We start from the raw sequence: 15,881 nt of genomic DNA, 5'->3' as shown, positions 1-15,881 counted from the left end.
CGGACAGGCTGTATGGACGGCCGCGCGGGCAGGCCTGTGCGGGCCAGGGTCATCCGGACGAGCTCGTCGGCACCCGCACCGCCCGGGTCACCGCCGCCCGGGCCGCCAGCTCTGCGTCGGGCGGGTAGCGGACCTCGACGAGGGTCAGGCCGTGGGGCGGGGCCACCGTCACCGCCGGGTCACGGGCACCGCGAGCGAGGACGTCCGCCGGCCAGTGGCGGGGGCGCCGCCCCTCCCCCACCGCCAGCAGCGCACCGGCCAGGGCCCGCACCATGGAGTGGCAGAAGGCGTCCGCCTCCACGTCCGCGACGACCACACCGTCATGGCCGTCGGGCACCCGTGCCACGTCCAGGCGCAGCAGTGTGCGCACCGTGGTCGCGCCCTCCCTGCGCCGGCAGAAGGCGGCGAAGTCGCGCTCCCCCACCAGGGCCAGGGCCGCGTCGGCCATCCGCTCGGCATCCAGGGGACGCGGCCAGGCCAGCGTGTCGTGCCGGCGCAGCGGATCGACCCCGTACGGTGCGTCAGCGATCCGGTAGACGTAGCGGCGGGACAGCGCGGAGAAGCGGGCGTCGAAACCCGGCGGTGCCGGTGCCAGGGCCGTGATCCGCACAGCACGGTCGAGCACGCCGTTGAGCCTGCGCGCAAGCCCACCGAGCGGGACGTCGTCGGGGATGTCCACGTGGGCCACCTGGCCGCGGGCGTGGACGCCGGCATCGGTACGCCCGGCCACGGTGAGCCGGACCGCCGGCAGTCGCGCCACCCGCATCAGCGCGTCCTCGACGTCACCCTGCACGGTGCGCTGCCCGGGCTGACGTGCCCACCCCGCGAACGGGGTGCCGTCATAGGCGAGGCCGAGACGGAGCCGGAGCAGGCCGTCGACAGCGCTCACCGCTTCCTGACGATTCGGGTCACACAGTTGTCGATCATACTTCGGGTCATATCGTCCCGCAGGACACAAAGAAGATGGTGTAAGCACATCGGATATCACCGGAATCACGGCGGCACGCGAAACATGAGGTCCACCATCCTCCGCCAGATGGTGGACCGGTGCGATGCGGGTCCCGTCGAGGCGGCCGGAGCCCCTCCCCGAAGCAATCCCAGGACAACCATTGCGCAACCATGGGCCACCCGGCGCAACGCGGCGGACGTTGGGACGTACGAGCCGACGGGAGGAGCGTACGAACCGTCGGGAAGATCGCGGGAAGACCCTGTCAGCCTGTTGGCCTGTCGCCGGTAGGCCTACCGGCCTGTCGGCCGGATCAGGCTCCCCCTGGAGCGGGGCTGCGCACGGGCTCTGACCGCGGACGGGGCCCATGCTGTCTGACCGATGCCAGCAGGCCAGTAGCTGACAACGACCAAGCCGGACGAGCGGCCCGGGGACGGACCCCCGATGCTCGTCCGGCTTCAGCTGGTTCCGGCCTGTCGGCCAGGCTCAGCCAGCCCGGTCGGTCCCGGAAAGCCGGCCCGGTCGACCCCTGAAAGCTCAGTCGGCCCTGGGGCTCTTCGGCGTGTCGTCGGCGTTCTCCTCCACCGGCTCCTCCACCGGCAGCGCCGGTGCCGACTCGGTGCCGGCATCGGTGTCAGCGGGCGTGGCGACGGCCTCGACAACGGGAGCGTCGGCCTCGGCGGCCGCCTCGGCTTCGGCGGCAACCGCTGCCGCGGTGGGCGACTCCTTCGCCAGGTCGGCCGCGGCCTCGGCCGTCGCGCCGGTGGGGCGGCGACGGGGGGCGAAGCGGGTGCCCCGGGCCTGCTCGGCCTCCCGGACCGCCTGCTGGGCGAACGTCAGCGCCTCGACCAGCTCGATGCGGGCCAACGGGGCGTTGTCTCCCCTGCGGGGCCCGAGCTTGACGATGCGGGTGTAGCCACCGTTGCGGTCCGCGTAGCGTGGGCCGATCTCGGTGAACAGGACGTGCACCACCGACTTGTCGCGGACGAACCTGAGCACCCGCCGACGGGCGTGCAGATCGCCGCGCTTGGCGAAGGTGACCAGCCGCTCGGCGTACGGACGCAGCCGCTTCGCCTTGGTCTCGGTCGTGGTGATGCCGCCGTGCTCGAACAACGCGGTGGCGAGGTTGGCCAGCAACAGCCGCTCGTGCGCGGGGCTGCCACCGAGCCGGGGGCCCTTGGTAGGCGTGGGCATGACAGGTGCTCCTCGATCCTTCTATCCCGCCGGATGGCTTCGCCGGAATCCCTAGGAAGACCCCGAGCTCGTGGGCGGGCCACCGCCTGGGGGCCACGCAACCGCCGTCGACGATCACGCAAAAACCAAGATCAGTAGACGCGGAGCATCGGGCGGCGCGGCAATGATACCGCGCCGCCTTCAGCCCGAGCGCCGCTGCTTCTTCGGTGCTGCCTGCTGGGTGCCGCTGTTCCCTGGTGCCTGTTCATCAGTACCGCTCCGGCTGGTACCGCTCCGGCTGGTACCGCTCGGTCAGTACTGCTCGGTTTCGACGAACTCCGAGCCGTCGTCGGCAGAGTCGCTGAACGGCGCCGACGAGTAGGTGTCGGTGCCGTAGGTGTCCACCGCGTGCCGCGGGTCGAACCCGGGCGGGGAGTCCTTGAGCTGGAGAGCCATCGCGGCGAGCTTCGTCTTGACCTCGTCGATCGACTTCTGCCCGAAGTTGCGGATGTCGAGCAGATCCGCCTCGCTGCGGGACACCAGCTCACCGATGGTGTGGATGCCCTCGCGCTTGAGGCAGTTGTAGGAGCGGACGGTGAGGTCCATCTCCTCGATCGGCAGCGCCAGGTCCGCGGCGAGCGCGGCGTCCGCGGCGGACGGGCCGATGTCGACGCCCTCCGCCTCGGCGTTCAGCTCCTGCGCGAGGCCGAAGAGGCCGACGAGCGTCTTGCCGGCGCTGGCCATCGCGTCCCGCGGCGAGATCGACTGCTTCGTCTCGACGTCCACGATGAGCCGGTCGAAGTCGGTGCGCTGCTCGACACGGGTCGCCTCGACCTTGTAGGTGACCTTGAGCACCGGGGAGTAGATGGAGTCCACCGGGATCCGGCCAATCTCCTGCCCCGGCTGCTTGTTCTGGGCGGCGCTGACGTAGCCGCGACCGCGCTCGACGGTCAGCTCGATCTCGAGCTTGCCCTTGTCGTTGAGGGTGGCCAGCAGCAGGTCGAGGCTGTGGACCTCGACGCCGGCCGGCGGGGCGATGTCCGCCGCGGTCACCGCTCCCGGGCCCTGCTTGCGCAGGTACATCACGGTCGGCTCGTCGTTCTCCGAGCTGACGACCAGCTCCTTCAGGTTCAGGATCAGGTCGGTGACGTCCTCCTTCACGCCGGGAACGGTGGAGAACTCGTGCAGCACCCCGTCGATACGGATGCTGGTCACCGCCGCGCCGGGGATGGAGGACAGCAGGGTCCGGCGCAGCGAGTTGCCGAGGGTGTAGCCGAAACCCGGCTCCAGCGGCTCGATGACGAACCGCGAGCGGAACTCCGAGATCGGCTCCTCGATCAGCGTCGGACGCTGGGCGATAAGCATGGTGTACGTCCTTCCGAACACGACGACCGCTATATGACGCCGTGACTACGGCTCCAGTCGGAGCCCGTGGGCGGGACCTCTGTCCGTCCCGTCCACGTCGTACCCGTTCCAGTGTGGACCATCCGGAACGGGATGTCCGCACCGGGCCCGGCGGTGGGCCCGGTGCGGTGCGGCCTGCCCGAGGCATGGCCTGCCCCGGTATGGCCTACTTGGAGTAGAGCTCGACGATGAGCTGCTCCTGCACCTGGGTGTCGATCACCTGCCGGGCCGGCAGCGAGTGCACCAGCACCCGCAGCTGGCTGGGAATGACCTCCAGCCAGGGCGGCGGGGTGCGCTGGCCCGCGGTCTCCCGGGCGATGATGAACGGGGTCAGCTCGCGCGCCTTGGGCGCGATCTCGACGATGTCGTTCTCGCTGACCCGGTAGCTGGGGATGTCGACCTTGCCACCGTTGACCACGACATGGCCGTGGCGGACGGCCTGGCGCGCGGCGTCCCGGGAGGGAGCGAAGCCGGCGCGGTACACGACGTTGTCCAGCCGCGACTCGAGGATCTTCAGCAGCTCGTCACCGGTCTTGCCGGTGCGCCGGTTGGCCTCGTCGTAGTAGCCACGGAACTGCTTCTCCAGGACGCCGTAGATGCGCGCGCACTTCTGCTTCTCACGCTTCTGCAGCAGGTACTCGGAGTCCTTGGTACGGCCGCGGCCGTGCTCACCCGGGGGGTAGGGGCGGATCTCGATCGGGCACTTGGGCGATTCGCACTTGCTGCCCTTGAGGAACAGTTTCGTCTTCTCACGGCGGCAGCGCTTGCAGTCCGCGCCGGTGTAGCGGGCCATGCTTGTCCTTCTCTCCTTTTTCGGCCAGGGGTGGCGCGAGGATGTGCTTCTTCGCGCCACCGGAGGCCTTCGAGGCCCTGGTGCTGCTGGCGCGAACCCGACCGGAGGTGGCGCGGTCATGCTCCGTGTCGCGCCACCGACAGCCGCGGTACTGCTCTGTTGTCAGATCCTGTCTGTCACCGGATCCCGCTGGTCAGACCCGGCGCCGCTTGGGCGGCCGGCAGCCGTTGTGCGGGGTCGGGGTGACGTCCTGGATCGCGCCGACCTCGAGACCGGCCGCCTGCAGGGAGCGGATCGCGGTCTCCCGTCCCGAGCCGGGGCCCTTGACGAAGACGTCCACCTTGCGCATTCCGTGTTCCTGCGCCTTGCGGGCGGCGTTCTCCGCGGCCATCTGGGCGGCGAAGGGGGTCGACTTGCGCGATCCCTTGAATCCGACGTGGCCGGCGCTCGCCCAGGAGATCACGTTCCCGCTGGGGTCGGTGATCGACACGATCGTGTTGTTGAAGGTGCTCTTGATGTGGGCGTGGCCGTGCGCGACGTTCTTCTTCTCCTTGCGCCGGACCTTCTTGATGCCGGCGGCACGCGTCTTTGGCGGCATATGCTTTCGTGATCTCCGTTTACGAGGTCGTCGGTCAGCGCCTGGCCATGGCCACCGTCGACGGCTGCCGGCCGGGGCGGCTGACTACTGGCTTACTTCTTGCCGGCCTTCTTCTTACCGGCGATGGCGCGGCGCGGGCCCTTGCGGGTACGCGCGTTGGTGTGCGTCCGCTGGCCGTGGACGGGGAGGTTGCGCCGGTGCCGCAGGCCCTGGTAGCAGCCGATCTCCATCTTCCGGCGGATGTCCTGGCGCACCTCCCGCTGCAGGTCACCCTCGACCCGGTAGTTCGCGTCGATCCACTCCCTGAGCCGGACGATCTCCTCGTCGGTCAGGTCCCGGACGCGCGTGTCGGGGCTGACCCCGGTGGCGGCAAGAGTCTCCAGGGAACGGCTGCGGCCGATCCCGAATATATAGGTCAGAGCGATCTCCACCCGCTTGTCACGCGGGAGGTCTACGCCGGACAGGCGTGCCATGCCAGGTGTTTCCTTCCTTTACCGGAGGTCTTGAGCGTCTCCGTCCCGTGCCGACGACGTGTGCGCCGGCCCGGGCCCCGGCCTCCGACCGGGGGTGGATACCGCGTACCGCGGCCTGGTGACGCTTGGACGGGCGTCGCCCCGGCAGCAGATGGCCGTGGCCGTGGACACCGGCCTCAGGCCATCCGCCGAGGCTGTCAGCCCTGGCGCTGCTTGTGGCGCAGGTTGTCGCAGATGACCATCACGCGGCCATGGCGACGGATCACCTTGCACTTGTCACAGATCTTCTTGACGCTCGGCTTGACCTTCACGGCTGCACGGACCTCCCTTGCGCAGCCGCTTCAGGTGCGTCTGCGAATGGCTGTGGTGTCACAGGCTGCCGACGACGTCGAGAAGCAGCGTCACGCCGCCGGTAGCCAGAGAGCTTACTTGTAGCGGTAGACGATCCGACCACGGGACAGGTCGTAGGGCGACAGCTCCACCACGACCCGGTCCTCTGGAAGGATCCGGATGTAGTGCTGACGCATCTTGCCACTGATGTGGGCGAGTACCCGATGACCGTTCTGGAGCTCGACCCGGAACATCGCGTTCGGGAGTGGCTCCACGACTCGGCCCTCGATCTCGATAGCCCCGTCCTTCTTCGGCATGTCCTCCGCTGTCCTACCCTCGAGTGTCCGACGGTGGACACAGACGAACATCAACATCTCGCGAACATCAATATCTCGCGAACATCGATGTCCCGCTAACCGTCGGCTTTCAAGTGTACGTGGCCCACTCGTCAAGGGCCAACCTGGCTCCGTCACCAGCGTCGATCAGCAGCGTCGATCACTGCCGTCGGCGGCGACCGGAGGACAGCGATCGTGCCGGCAGCGGATCACGGCGAGCTACCGGTGACGGCCTCAGGACGCGGGCGTCCCGACCGGCTGTCCGCAGGCGACCCCCAGTTCGGCGAACTTCGCCGCGCCACCGTCGAGGGCCGTCAGCACCCAGGGCCCGCGTGGGGTCACCGCGACCGTGTGCTCGGTGTGCGCGGCCCAGGAGCCGTCCGTGGTGGCGACGGTCCACTCGTCACCAAGCACCCGGGTGTCCGGCCGCCCTATCGTGATCATTGGCTCGATCGCCAGCGCGAGCCCCTCGACCAGGCGGATCCCCCGGCCCGGCCGCCCGTGGTTGAGCACGTGCGGCGGCTGGTGCATCTCGGTCCCGATGCCGTGGCCGCCGTAGTGGTCCACGATGCCGTACCCCCGCGGGCGGACGTGGCGCTCGACCGCCGCCGAGATGTCGGTCAGCTTCCCGCCGAGCTGCACGGCCGCCAGGCCCTGCCACAGCGACTGCTCGCACACCTCGATCAGGTCGAGGAACTGCTGGGGCACCGTCCCGACCGGTACCGTGATCGCGGAGTCGCCGTGCCAGCCGTCCACGATCGCGCCGCAGTCGATGGAGATGATGTCCCCCTCGCGCAGCGCCCGTCTGCGGTGCGGTATCCCGTGGACGACCTCGTCGTTGACGGACGCGCAGATCGACGCGGGAAAGGGCGGCCGGCCGTAGCCCTTGAAGGAGGGAATCCCGCCGTCGCCGCGGATCGACTTCTCTGCGATCGTGTCAAGCTCCGCAGTGGTGATCCCCGGCTCGACCGCCGCTCGCAGCTTCTCCAGGGCGCGCGCGACGACAAGCCCCGCCACCCGCATCTTCGCGATCTCACCCGCGGTCTTGATCTGGACATGCTCTCGTCGCGCCACGCTCGTCGCCCCGGTCCGTATCCCTAGTAACCCTGTGATATCGCTGGTAGCTCTGTGGTCCCGTCCGCCTGTGACGGCGGCCGTCCCGTAGGCCTCCGGTGGCGCGAACAGTGAGGACACGCTATCGGAGCCACTTGGCGGCGCGTCCGTGAGCTTGCCATCGGTACCCCACCCCGCCCTAGTGTGCCTGCCACGTCGCCGGTAGCACCACAGCCGGCCACCCCTGATGCCCCACACGGAGCCAGGGCCACACCGGGGCGGGTGGCACCAGGCCAGCCGCGGAACGGGCCGGCCGCGCACCAGGCCGGCCGCGGAGGGGCGGGCCGAAGCGGCCGGCGGGCGTCAGCTCGCGTAGTGGCGCAGGGCGTCGAGAGCGCGGTCGGTGACATTGTCCACCGGGCCGGTCGCGTCGATACCGATCAACAGGCCCTTCGCCGCGTAGTAGGCGACCAGGGGTGCGGTCTGCTCGGCGTAGACCTCCAGCCGGTGGCGTACCGTCTCGGAGCGGTCGTCGTCCCGCTGGAACAGCTCGCCGTTGCAGCGGTCGCAGACACCTTCCAGCGCGGGCGGGTCGAAGTCGATGTGCCAGATGTGACCGCAGTTACGACACGTCCGCCGCCCGGACAGGCGCAGCACCACCTCGTCGTCGTCGACGACGAGCTCCAGGACGACGTCCAGGCGCGTGCCCATCTCCTCGAGCAGCTGGCCCAGCACCTCGGCCTGGGGCACGTTGCGGGGGAAGCCGTCGAGCAGGAAGCCCTTGGCCGCGTCGTCCTCGGCCAGCCTGTTGCGGACCATGCCGATGGTGATCTCGTCGGGGACGAGGTCGCCGGCGTCCATGTACTGCTTGGCGAGCACCCCCAGCTCGGTGCCCTCCCGGACGTTCGCCCGGAAGATGTCGCCCGTGGAAATCTTGGGAATCGACCGTGCCTGGGCGATGAAGGCGGCCTGGGTGCCCTTGCCAGCGCCCGGCGGTCCGACCAGTACGAGGCGCACTACCGCAGGAAGCCTTCGTAATTGCGGAGCATGAGCTGGCTTTCGATCTGTTTCACCGTCTCCAGCCCCACTCCGACAATGATCAGTACTGACGTTCCGGCGAACGGGAAGGGCTGCTGTTTGGTGAGGTTCAACAGCGCCAGCGGAAGGACCGTGATGGCACCGAGGAAGAGCGAGCCCGGGAGCGTGATCCTGGACAACACGCGATCGAGGTACTCCGCGGTGGGTCGTCCTGGCCGGATGCCGGGGATGAAACCGCCGTACTTCTTCATGTTGTCCGCCACCTCGGTCGGGTTGAAAGTGATGGCCACGTAGAAGTAAGTGAAGAAAACGATCAGCGCGGCATAGCTGACGAGATACAGTGGGTGGTCGCCGCGAGCCAGATAGCGCTGCTCGAAGTCCTGGAAGGCCTTGTTGTCCCAGACCTGCCCGAGCAGCTGCGGCAGCTGCAGCAGCGCGGATGCGAAGATCACCGGGATGATGCCGGCCTGGTTGACCTTGATGGGCAGGTAGGTCGAGGTGCCGCCGTACATCCGGCGGCCGATGAGACGCTTGGCATACTGCACCGGGATGCGGCGCTGCGACTGCTCGACGAAGACGACGAACACGACGATCACCAGCCCCAGCAGGCAGACGAGGGCGAAGACCACGCCACCGGCCACCTGGAGGATCCGGCTGCCCTGGGAGGGCAGCGCCGCCGCGATCGACGTGAAGATCAGGAGAGACATCCCGTTGCCCACCCCGCGGGCGGTGATCAGCTCACCCAGCCACATGATCAGGGAGGTGCCGGCGGTCATCGTGATCACGATGACCGCGATCCGGAACAGGCTGGTGTCCGGAATGATCGGCGCGGCGCAGCCGGGGAACAGGTTGCCGCTGCGGGCGAGGGCGACGATGCCGGTCGCCTGCAGAACCGCCAGCCCGATCGTCAGATAACGGGTGTACTGGGTGAGTTTCTGCTCACCGGAACTGCCTTCCTTCTTCAGCTGCTCAAGCCTGGGGATCACCACCACCAGCAGCTGAATGATGATGCTCGCCGTGATGTACGGCATGATCCCGAGCGCGAAGATGGACAGCTGCAACAGAGCGCCACCGCTGAAAAGGTTGATCAGCGAGTAGACGTTGCTGCTGTCGGCGCTCGCCGAGGACAGACAGGCGTTGATCGCCTTGGTCGACACCCCGGGGGAAGGCAGTACGCTGCCGATCCGGAACAGGATGATGATCCCGAGAGTGAAAAGCAGCTTTTTGCGCAGGTCAGGCGTGCGGAAAGCCCGTGTGAAGGCGGTGAGCACGACTCCTCCTGCTGATCGTCACGGCAAACGCACCCGGTGGACGACTGCCCTGACCGAAGATAGGACCGGCAGTGCGCGGTGTGCCGACTGTAACAGTAGAGACGGTCCACTCGTCCCGACATGGGCCTGCGGCAGGCCCGTCATCCCCGGTCACCGCGGATACGGAAGGGTGTGGAACTGTCCTCCACCTCCGGTAGCCGGCGACATCAGGCATCAACCTCGGCGTTCGAGGCGTTCGGGGTAAGGGTAACGGCAGTGCGCCGCCCGAAGCCAGCGGACTCGGGCGACGCGACGGCTCCAGCAGATCCTGGCTGCCCCGCCAGCCGTGGCCGACGGGGCAGCGGGACACCGGAGGGCAGCCCTCCAGCACCTCCGAGGCCCCGGTGGGCCAGGTCGTGTCCGGTGGATCCCTGGCCGGCGCGGGCGGCGCCCGCGCCGGCCGGCACCCACCGGATGTGGCCTAGATCTCGGTGACGCTGCCACCGACAGCGGTGATTTTTTCTTTGGCGGACGCGGAGAAAGCGTGGGCGCTCACACTCAGCGCGATCCCGATCTCTCCGTCGCCGAGCACCTTGACCAGGCTGTTACGACGGACGGCACCGGCCTGGACGAGATCGTCCAGGCCGATCTCCCCCCCGTCGGGGAACAGCTCGGCGAGCGTCGCGACGTTGACGACCTGGTACTCGGTGCGGAAGCGGTTACGGAACCCCTTGAGCTTGGGCACCCGCATGTGCAGCGGCATCTGGCCGCCCTCGAAGCGGGCCGGGACCTGCTTGCGGGCCTTGGAGCCCTTGGTGCCGCGGCCGGCGGTCTTGCCCTTGGAGGCCTCACCACGGCCGACCCGGGTCTTTGCCTTGTGGGCACCCGGCGCGGGCCGCAGGTGGTGGATCTTCAGGCTGGGCTCCCGCCGGGCATCGGCGGTCTCCGGCTCGGTTGTCTTGGTCAGCTCGCTCACGCGTCCACCTCCTCGACCCTGACGAGATGACTCACAGTAGCGATCATCCCGCGCACCTCCGGACGGTCGTCCCGTTCGGTCGTCGCGTTGATCCGGCGCAGGCCGAGGGTCCGCAGCGTCTCACGCTGGTTGCGGGTCCCGCCGATCCCCGAACGGATCTGTGTGATCTTCAGACGGGCCATCACGCACCGGCCCCGACCGTGCGGGCACGCAGCATCGCCGGCGGCGCCACGTCCTCGATGGGCAGGCCACGGCGGGCGGCGATCTCCTCGGGGCGCATCAGGCCCCGCAGCGCCGCGACAGTGGCGTGCACGATGTTGATGGGGTTCGACGAGCCAAGTGACTTCGACAGCACGTCGTGGACGCCCGCGCACTCCAGCACCGCGCGGACCGGGCCGCCGGCGATGACGCCGGTACCCGGGGATGCCGGCTTGAGCAGCACGATCCCCGCGGCGGCCTCGCCCTGGATCGGGTGCGGGATCGTCGAACCGATCCGCGGCACCTTGAAGAAGTGCTTCTTGGCCTCCTCCACGCCCTTGGCGATGGCGGCCGGCACCTCCTTGGCCTTGCCGTAGCCGACACCGACGGTGCCGTCGGCGTCCCCGACCACGACCAGGGCGGTGAAGCTGAACCGCCTACCGCCCTTGACGACCTTCGCCACCCGGTTGATGGCGACCACTCGTTCGACGTACGCGTTCTTGTCCTGGGCCGGACCGCCGCCCTGGCGGTCGCGGCGTTCCCGACGGTCAGAGCCGCCGGAGCCGCCTCCGCGGCGCTGCTGGCCTGGCATCAGTGAATCTCCCTGTTCGTTGAATATCCGCGCGTGCAGGCCCGAGGCATCAGAACTCCAGCCCACCTTCCCGGGCCGCGTCCGCCAGCGCGGCGATCCGCCCGTGGTAGGTCCGCCCGCCGCGGTCGAAGACCACCGCGGTGACGCCGGCCTTGCGGGCGCGCTCGGCGACCAGCTGGCCGACGGCCTTCGCCAGCTCGGTCTTGTCGCCGTCCACGGTACGCAGCGCGAGGTCCAGCGTGGACGCCGAGGCCAGGGTGTGGCCGGCGACGTCGTCGATGACCTGGGCGTAGATGTGGCGGGTCGAGCGGGTGACCACGAGGCGCGGGCGGACGGGCGTGCCCGAGACCTTCTTGCGTATCCGCGCGTGCCGGCGGAACTTCGCCGTACGCCGCTGGGCGCTGACACTGACAGCCATGATCCGTTCCCCTACTTCCCGGACTTGCCGACCTTGCGGCGGACGACCTCGCCCTGGTACCGCACGCCCTTGCCCTTGTACGGGTCGGGCTTGCGCAACCGCCGGATCTTGGCTGCCACCTCGCCGACCTGCTGCTTGTCGATCCCGTGAATGACGAAACGGGTCGGCGTCTGCACCTCGAACCTGATGCCCTCGGGGGCCTTCACCGGGACCGGGTGGCTGAAACCCAGAGCAAACTCCAGATCCGAGCCCCGGGCCTGCACGCGGTAGCCGACACCGACGATCTCAAGCGTCTTGGAGTAGCCGGCGGTGACGCCGGTCACCATGTTCGCCACCAGGGTGCGGGTCAGCCCGTGCAGGGCGCGCGAGCGGCGCTCGTCGTCCGGGCGGGCGACGAGCAACTGCCCGTCCTGCGCGCTGACGGTGATCGGCTCCGCCACCGAGTGGCTGAGCGTGCCCTTCGGGCCCTTGACCACGACCTCCGTGCCGTCGACGGAGACATCCACACCGCTTGGCACCGGAATCGGTAGACGTCCGATACGTGACATCGCGCGACTCCTTACCAGACGTAGGCGAGGACTTCCCCGCCTACTCTGCGCTTGTTCGCCTGCTTGTCGGTCAGCAGGCCCGACGATGTGGAAATGATCGCCACACCGAGCCCACCGAGCACCTTGGGAAGGTTGGTCGCCTTGGCGTAGACCCGCAGGCCCGGCTTGCTGATGCGCTTCACGCCGGCGATGGAGCGCTCCCGGTTCGGGCCGTACTTCAGCTCCACGACGAGGGACGCGCCAACGGTCCCGTCCGGGGGCTCCTCGACGTGCCACCCGGCGATGTAGCCCTCCTGCTGGAGGATCTCGGCGATATGCGTCTTGATCTTGCTGTTCGGCATGACCACTCGATCGTGGTATGCCCGGTTGGCGTTGCGGACACGGGTCAGCATGTCCGCAATCGGGTCTGTCATCGTCATGGGGCTGGAACCTTCCTCGCGACGGTTCCCCGCGGCGCGTAGCCGTGGGGCCTACCGCGAACGGTGGGTGGTGTGCGTCAGCTTCCGTGGCCCGCGCGGCCCGCGTCGGCGCGGCCCGTCAGGTACGACGCCCGGCGGGCTGGACGGCATCCCCGTCACGCCGGCACGACGCGCCGGGGAGCCGTTTCCGCGGGCTCTACCACGAGCTCTTGGTGACCCCGGGAAGCTCGCCGCGGTGCGCCATCTGCCGCAGGCAGACCCGGCAGAGGCCGAACGCGCGGTATACCGACCGCGGACGCCCGCACCGCTGGCAGCGGGTGTAACCCCGCACGCCGAACTTCGGCTTGCGGATCGCCTTCTCAATCAGTGCTTTCTTCGCCATCTGACCTGTTTCCTCCAGGGCCGCCGGCCGTATGAAAAAATCTTCGCACAGCCTTTGGCCGGCACTTCTTCCAGGGCCGCCGGCCGTACGAAAAAATCTTCGCACAGCCTTTGGCCGGTATCTCCTAGCGGAGGGCCGCCGGCTAGCTCTCGCGGAACGGGAAGCCCAGCGCCCGCAGCAGCGCGCGGCTCTCGTCGTCAGTGGTCGCGCTCGTGACGACCGTGATGTCCATCCCGCGGACCCGGTCGATCCGGTCGATGTCGATCTCGTGGAAGATCGACTGCTCGGTGACGCCGAAGGTGTAGTTGCCGGCGCCGTCGAACTGCTTCGGCGAGAGCCCCCGGAAGTCACGGATACGCGGGAGTGCGACCGAGACCAGCCGGTCCAGGAACTCCCACATGCGGTCGCCGCGCAGGGTCACCTTCGCCCCGATGGGCATGCCCTCACGCAGCTTGAACTGCGCGATGGACTTCTTCGCCCGCCGGACGGCCGGCTTCTGGCCGGTGATCGAGGCAAGGTCCCGCAGCGCACCGTCGATGAGCTTGGCATCCCGGGCGGCGTCCCCGACGCCCATGTTGACCACGACCTTGACCACGGTCGGGATCTGCATCACGTTCGCGTACTGGAACTGCTCGCGCAGGCCCGCCGCGATCTCCTCGCGGTACCGCTGCTTCAGCCGCGGCAGCGGACGGGCTTCAGTGGTGGTTGTCATCTCTCGTTTCCTTGCAGCCTCGGCCCAACGGACGGCGATCCCCACCGCGATCCGACAGGAACGCCGTCGGCGGCCACCCGAACGCCACCGACGGCCCCTTCGATCACACCGGCTCCGCTCACACCAGCCATGCCGGCTACAGCTCGGTGCCGGTACGGCGGGAGATCCGCACCTTCGTACCGTCGTCGTTGACGCGGTAGCCGATCCGGGTGGGACGGTTGTCGGAGGGATCCACGATCATGACATTGCTGACGTGGATGGGCGCCTCCTGGGTGATGATCCCCCCGGACTGCGAACCGCGGGCCGAGGTGTCCACCCGGGTGTGCCGGGTGACCCGGTTGGCACCCTCGACGAGCACCTTGTTCTCGGTCGGGAAGGCCCTGATGACCTTCCCCCGCAGGCCCCGGTCCTTACCCGTGATGATCTGGACCGTGTCACCCTTCCTGATCTTCATTCCGGCCACGGTCACAGCACCTCCGGCGCCAGTGAAATGATCTTCATGAACTTCTTGTCACGCAACTCGCGACCAACCGGCCCGAAGATACGCGTGCCTCGGGGATCCCCGCCGTCCTTGATGAGCACGGCGGCGTTCTCGTCGAACCGGATGTAGGAGCCGTCAGGACGACGACGCTCCTTGGTAGTGCGTACGACGACCGCCTTGACCACGTCACCACGCTTGACGCCGGCCCCGGGCAGGGCGTCCTTCACGGTCCCGACGATGATGTCGCCGATGCCGGCATAACGACGCCCCGAACCACCGAGCACGCGGATGCACAGCAACTCCCTGGCACCCGTGTTGTCGGCGACCCGAAGTCGCGACTCCTGCTGGATCACTTCCCGCTCCCGAACTGCGTCGGCGCCCGCCTGCCGGCGGCCGGCTCGCTGGACCTACTGTGCGGCCCGCGGCGACACGCCGGACTCGTCGCGTCGCCGTCGGGCCATCTATCCGTCGCCTGCCACTGCCCGGGCGACGCGCCAGCCATCGTCGCGTCGCCGTCAGCGGGTCGACCTATTTGGCTTTCTCCAGAATTTCCACCACGCGCCAGCGCTTCGTCGCCGACAGCGGCCGGGTCTCCATGAGCAGGACCCGGTCGCCGACGCCGCTGGTGCTGTTCTCGTCGTGTGCCTTGATCTTCTTGGTGCGCCTGATCGTCTTACCGTAGAGCGGGTGCTGCACCCGGTCCTCGACGGCGACGACCACGGTCTTGGTCATCTTGTCGCTGACCACCAGGCCCTCGCGGACCTTGCGGAAACCGCGGCCGGCCTCCGCCGCCGGCGCGTCGTGCCCCGCGCCCGTCGCCGCGCCGTCCGTCGCCGCGCCGTCCGTTGCCGGGGTGTCCGTTGTCGGGGTGTCGTCCGTTGTCATCCCACTCACGCCCGTTCCGCCTGGGTAGCCGTCTGTGCCTGCTCGGCCTGCGCCTGGTCAGTGTCAGCCGCGACCGCCACGCCGGTTCCCACCAGCTCCGGGTCCTCGGAAAGACCCAGCTCGCGCTCGCGCAGCACCGTGTAGATACGCGCGATGTCACGCCGGACGACCCGCAGCCGGTGGTTGCTGCTGAGCTGGCCGGTCGCGGCCTGGAAACGGAGGTTGAACAGCTCCTCCTTGGCCTCCCGCAGCTTGTCCCCCAGATCCTGCCGGGACAGTGCCCGCAGCTCGTCCGCGGTCGCGGTCGCCATCACGCACCTCCCTCACGGGTGACGAAGCGGCACTTCATCGGCAGCTTGTGGATGGCGCGCCGCATCGCCTCGCGGGCCACCGGCTCGGCGACACCGGACAGCTCGAACAGCACACGCCCGGGCTTGACGTTGGAGACCCACCACTCGGGCGAGCCCTTGCCGGAGCCCATCCGGGTCTCGGCCGGCTTCTTCGTCAGCGGACGGTCCGGGTAGATGTTGATCCAGACCTTGCCGCCACGACGGATGTGACGGGTCATCGCGATACGCGCCGACTCGATCTGCCGGTTCGTCACGTAGGCCGGCTCGAGCGCCTGGATGCCGAACTCGCCGAACGCGAGCCTGGTCCCGCCCTTGGCCGCGCCGTCACGGCTAGGGTGATGCTGCTTGCGGTGTGCGACCTTACGAGGAATCAGCATCGTTCTAGCCCTCCGTCTCCTGGGTGGCCGCGCCAGCGGCAGGCCCGGCGGTGTCGGCCGGAGACGCGGCCGGTGCCGTGGAGGCCGTGGCCTCGGAGCTCGCCGGTGCCGACGTGGCCTCGGCCGCGCCGCCCGCGCCAGCGCCAGCGC

The 15,881-nt window shown here is 68.9% G+C and carries 24 protein-coding genes; all 24 read right to left on the bottom strand.

Annotated elements, in window-relative coordinates; translation table 11 throughout:
• Nucleotides 1-49 precede the first annotated feature (49 nt).
• The gene (gene truA / locus NBW84_RS06460) at nt 50-889 is read right to left on the bottom strand and encodes a tRNA pseudouridine(38-40) synthase TruA (protein ID WP_250282624.1); all 840 of its coding nucleotides are present in this window, start codon (nt 887-889) and stop codon (nt 50-52) included.
• 594 nt (nt 890-1,483) lie between these two features.
• On the bottom strand, nt 1,484-2,140 hold the full coding sequence (gene rplQ / locus NBW84_RS06455; RefSeq protein WP_250282622.1) for a 50S ribosomal protein L17: 657 nt from the start codon (nt 2,138-2,140) through the stop codon (nt 1,484-1,486).
• Between the two features lie 291 nt (nt 2,141-2,431).
• A complete protein-coding gene (locus NBW84_RS06450) occupies nt 2,432-3,484 on the bottom strand; it encodes a DNA-directed RNA polymerase subunit alpha (RefSeq protein ID WP_250282620.1) in 1,053 nt (350 codons plus the stop codon).
• Between the two features lie 205 nt (nt 3,485-3,689).
• Nucleotides 3,690-4,316 (bottom strand): 30S ribosomal protein S4, encoded by a 627-nt coding sequence (gene rpsD / locus NBW84_RS06445; RefSeq protein WP_047221581.1) that lies wholly within the window; start codon nt 4,314-4,316, stop codon nt 3,690-3,692.
• Between the two features lie 193 nt (nt 4,317-4,509).
• Complete coding sequence (gene rpsK, locus NBW84_RS06440; protein WP_013875088.1) at nt 4,510-4,914, bottom strand: 30S ribosomal protein S11; 405 nt, start codon at nt 4,912-4,914, stop codon at nt 4,510-4,512.
• A gap of 92 nt (nt 4,915-5,006) precedes the next feature.
• Nucleotides 5,007-5,387 carry a 30S ribosomal protein S13 gene (rpsM, locus tag NBW84_RS06435; RefSeq protein WP_250282618.1) on the bottom strand — a complete coding sequence of 127 codons (381 nt, stop codon included), beginning with the start codon at nt 5,385-5,387 and terminating at the stop codon, nt 5,007-5,009.
• Between the two features lie 197 nt (nt 5,388-5,584).
• Nucleotides 5,585-5,698 carry a 50S ribosomal protein L36 gene (rpmJ, locus tag NBW84_RS06430; protein WP_003956441.1) on the bottom strand — a complete coding sequence of 38 codons (114 nt, stop codon included), beginning with the start codon at nt 5,696-5,698 and terminating at the stop codon, nt 5,585-5,587.
• Nucleotides 5,699-5,812: 114 nt separating this feature from the next.
• On the bottom strand, nt 5,813-6,034 hold the full coding sequence (gene infA, locus NBW84_RS06425) for a translation initiation factor IF-1 (RefSeq protein ID WP_006541558.1): 222 nt from the start codon (nt 6,032-6,034) through the stop codon (nt 5,813-5,815).
• Between the two features lie 252 nt (nt 6,035-6,286).
• Nucleotides 6,287-7,126, bottom strand: coding sequence for a type I methionyl aminopeptidase (gene map, locus NBW84_RS06420; protein ID WP_250282616.1), 840 nt, complete (start codon nt 7,124-7,126; stop codon nt 6,287-6,289).
• Between the two features lie 342 nt (nt 7,127-7,468).
• Complete coding sequence (locus tag NBW84_RS06415; protein WP_250282614.1) at nt 7,469-8,122, bottom strand: adenylate kinase; 654 nt, start codon at nt 8,120-8,122, stop codon at nt 7,469-7,471.
• Entirely contained in the window at nt 8,122-9,414 is a 1,293-nt protein-coding gene (gene secY / locus NBW84_RS06410; protein WP_250282612.1) for a preprotein translocase subunit SecY, read from the bottom strand. Before secY ends, NBW84_RS06415 begins: the two co-directional genes overlap by 1 nt.
• A 460-nt stretch (nt 9,415-9,874) precedes the next feature.
• A complete protein-coding gene (gene rplO / locus NBW84_RS06405) occupies nt 9,875-10,369 on the bottom strand; it encodes a 50S ribosomal protein L15 (RefSeq protein WP_250282610.1) in 495 nt (164 codons plus the stop codon).
• Nucleotides 10,366-10,551 (bottom strand): 50S ribosomal protein L30, encoded by a 186-nt coding sequence (gene rpmD, locus NBW84_RS06400; protein WP_250282642.1) that lies wholly within the window; start codon nt 10,549-10,551, stop codon nt 10,366-10,368. Before rpmD ends, rplO begins: the two co-directional genes overlap by 4 nt.
• Nucleotides 10,551-11,159, bottom strand: coding sequence for a 30S ribosomal protein S5 (gene rpsE, locus NBW84_RS06395; protein ID WP_013875095.1), 609 nt, complete (start codon nt 11,157-11,159; stop codon nt 10,551-10,553). The genes rpmD and rpsE overlap by 1 nt, the downstream gene beginning before the upstream one ends.
• A gap of 49 nt (nt 11,160-11,208) precedes the next feature.
• Nucleotides 11,209-11,577, bottom strand: a complete 369-nt coding sequence (rplR, locus tag NBW84_RS06390; RefSeq protein ID WP_250282609.1) for a 50S ribosomal protein L18 — start codon at nt 11,575-11,577, stop codon at nt 11,209-11,211.
• An 11-nt stretch (nt 11,578-11,588) separates the two neighbouring features.
• Complete coding sequence (gene rplF / locus NBW84_RS06385; RefSeq protein WP_250282606.1) at nt 11,589-12,125, bottom strand: 50S ribosomal protein L6; 537 nt, start codon at nt 12,123-12,125, stop codon at nt 11,589-11,591.
• Between the two features lie 11 nt (nt 12,126-12,136).
• Complete coding sequence (rpsH, locus tag NBW84_RS06380; RefSeq protein ID WP_250282604.1) at nt 12,137-12,544, bottom strand: 30S ribosomal protein S8; 408 nt, start codon at nt 12,542-12,544, stop codon at nt 12,137-12,139.
• 196 nt (nt 12,545-12,740) lie between these two features.
• A complete protein-coding gene (locus NBW84_RS06375) occupies nt 12,741-12,926 on the bottom strand; it encodes a type Z 30S ribosomal protein S14 (RefSeq protein ID WP_131748532.1) in 186 nt (61 codons plus the stop codon).
• 142 nt (nt 12,927-13,068) lie between these two features.
• The gene (rplE, locus tag NBW84_RS06370) at nt 13,069-13,638 is read right to left on the bottom strand and encodes a 50S ribosomal protein L5 (RefSeq protein WP_250282602.1); all 570 of its coding nucleotides are present in this window, start codon (nt 13,636-13,638) and stop codon (nt 13,069-13,071) included.
• A gap of 136 nt (nt 13,639-13,774) precedes the next feature.
• Nucleotides 13,775-14,092 carry a 50S ribosomal protein L24 gene (gene rplX / locus NBW84_RS06365; protein ID WP_445548542.1) on the bottom strand — a complete coding sequence of 106 codons (318 nt, stop codon included), beginning with the start codon at nt 14,090-14,092 and terminating at the stop codon, nt 13,775-13,777.
• 11 nt (nt 14,093-14,103) lie between these two features.
• Nucleotides 14,104-14,472: a 50S ribosomal protein L14 gene (gene rplN, locus NBW84_RS06360; protein ID WP_013875102.1), complete on the bottom strand. Its 369-nt coding sequence runs from the start codon at nt 14,470-14,472 to the stop codon at nt 14,104-14,106.
• Between the two features lie 175 nt (nt 14,473-14,647).
• Complete coding sequence (gene rpsQ, locus NBW84_RS24110; RefSeq protein WP_445548541.1) at nt 14,648-15,004, bottom strand: 30S ribosomal protein S17; 357 nt, start codon at nt 15,002-15,004, stop codon at nt 14,648-14,650.
• Nucleotides 15,005-15,009: 5 nt separating this feature from the next.
• Entirely contained in the window at nt 15,010-15,315 is a 306-nt protein-coding gene (rpmC, locus tag NBW84_RS06350; RefSeq protein ID WP_250282598.1) for a 50S ribosomal protein L29, read from the bottom strand.
• Entirely contained in the window at nt 15,315-15,731 is a 417-nt protein-coding gene (rplP, locus tag NBW84_RS06345; RefSeq protein WP_250282597.1) for a 50S ribosomal protein L16, read from the bottom strand. Before rplP ends, rpmC begins: the two co-directional genes overlap by 1 nt.
• Between the last annotated feature and the right edge of the window lie 150 nt (nt 15,732-15,881).

Origin of the sequence: Protofrankia sp. CiP1_Cm_nod2, assembly GCF_920664355.1 — a bacterium.
Classification (GTDB): Bacteria; Actinomycetota; Actinomycetes; order Frankiales; family Frankiaceae; genus Protofrankia.
The sequence above is the reverse complement of the archived record's forward strand: the minus strand, read 5'-3'. Positions and strand labels throughout refer to the sequence as shown.

What these genes read in the sequence shown, in the direction of transcription:
- rplE (WP_250282602.1), bottom strand. Translation starts at nt 13,638, where the DNA reads ATGACAACCACCACTGAAGCCCGTCCGCTGCCGCGGCTGAAGCAGCGG.
- rpsH (WP_250282604.1), bottom strand. Translation starts at nt 12,544, where the DNA reads ATGACGATGACAGACCCGATTGCGGACATGCTGACCCGTGTCCGCAAC.
- rpsQ (WP_445548541.1), bottom strand. Translation starts at nt 15,004, where the DNA reads ATGACAACGGACGACACCCCGACAACGGACACCCCGGCAACGGACGGC.
- rplF (WP_250282606.1), bottom strand. Translation starts at nt 12,125, where the DNA reads ATGTCACGTATCGGACGTCTACCGATTCCGGTGCCAAGCGGTGTGGAT.
- rpsK (WP_013875088.1), bottom strand. Translation starts at nt 4,914, where the DNA reads ATGCCGCCAAAGACGCGTGCCGCCGGCATCAAGAAGGTCCGGCGCAAG.
- rpmD (WP_250282642.1), bottom strand. Translation starts at nt 10,551, where the DNA reads ATGGCCCGTCTGAAGATCACACAGATCCGTTCGGGGATCGGCGGGACC.
- NBW84_RS06375 (WP_131748532.1), bottom strand. Translation starts at nt 12,926, where the DNA reads ATGGCGAAGAAAGCACTGATTGAGAAGGCGATCCGCAAGCCGAAGTTC.
- infA (WP_006541558.1), bottom strand. Translation starts at nt 6,034, where the DNA reads ATGCCGAAGAAGGACGGGGCTATCGAGATCGAGGGCCGAGTCGTGGAG.
- rplQ (WP_250282622.1), bottom strand. Translation starts at nt 2,140, where the DNA reads ATGCCCACGCCTACCAAGGGCCCCCGGCTCGGTGGCAGCCCCGCGCAC.
- rpmC (WP_250282598.1), bottom strand. Translation starts at nt 15,315, where the DNA reads ATGGCGACCGCGACCGCGGACGAGCTGCGGGCACTGTCCCGGCAGGAT.
- rplP (WP_250282597.1), bottom strand. Translation starts at nt 15,731, where the DNA reads ATGCTGATTCCTCGTAAGGTCGCACACCGCAAGCAGCATCACCCTAGC.
- rpsD (WP_047221581.1), bottom strand. Translation starts at nt 4,316, where the DNA reads ATGGCCCGCTACACCGGCGCGGACTGCAAGCGCTGCCGCCGTGAGAAG.
- rpsE (WP_013875095.1), bottom strand. Translation starts at nt 11,159, where the DNA reads ATGCCAGGCCAGCAGCGCCGCGGAGGCGGCTCCGGCGGCTCTGACCGT.
- rplR (WP_250282609.1), bottom strand. Translation starts at nt 11,577, where the DNA reads ATGGCTGTCAGTGTCAGCGCCCAGCGGCGTACGGCGAAGTTCCGCCGG.
- rplX (WP_445548542.1), bottom strand. Translation starts at nt 14,092, where the DNA reads ATGAAGATCAGGAAGGGTGACACGGTCCAGATCATCACGGGTAAGGAC.
- NBW84_RS06450 (WP_250282620.1), bottom strand. Translation starts at nt 3,484, where the DNA reads ATGCTTATCGCCCAGCGTCCGACGCTGATCGAGGAGCCGATCTCGGAG.
- rpsM (WP_250282618.1), bottom strand. Translation starts at nt 5,387, where the DNA reads ATGGCACGCCTGTCCGGCGTAGACCTCCCGCGTGACAAGCGGGTGGAG.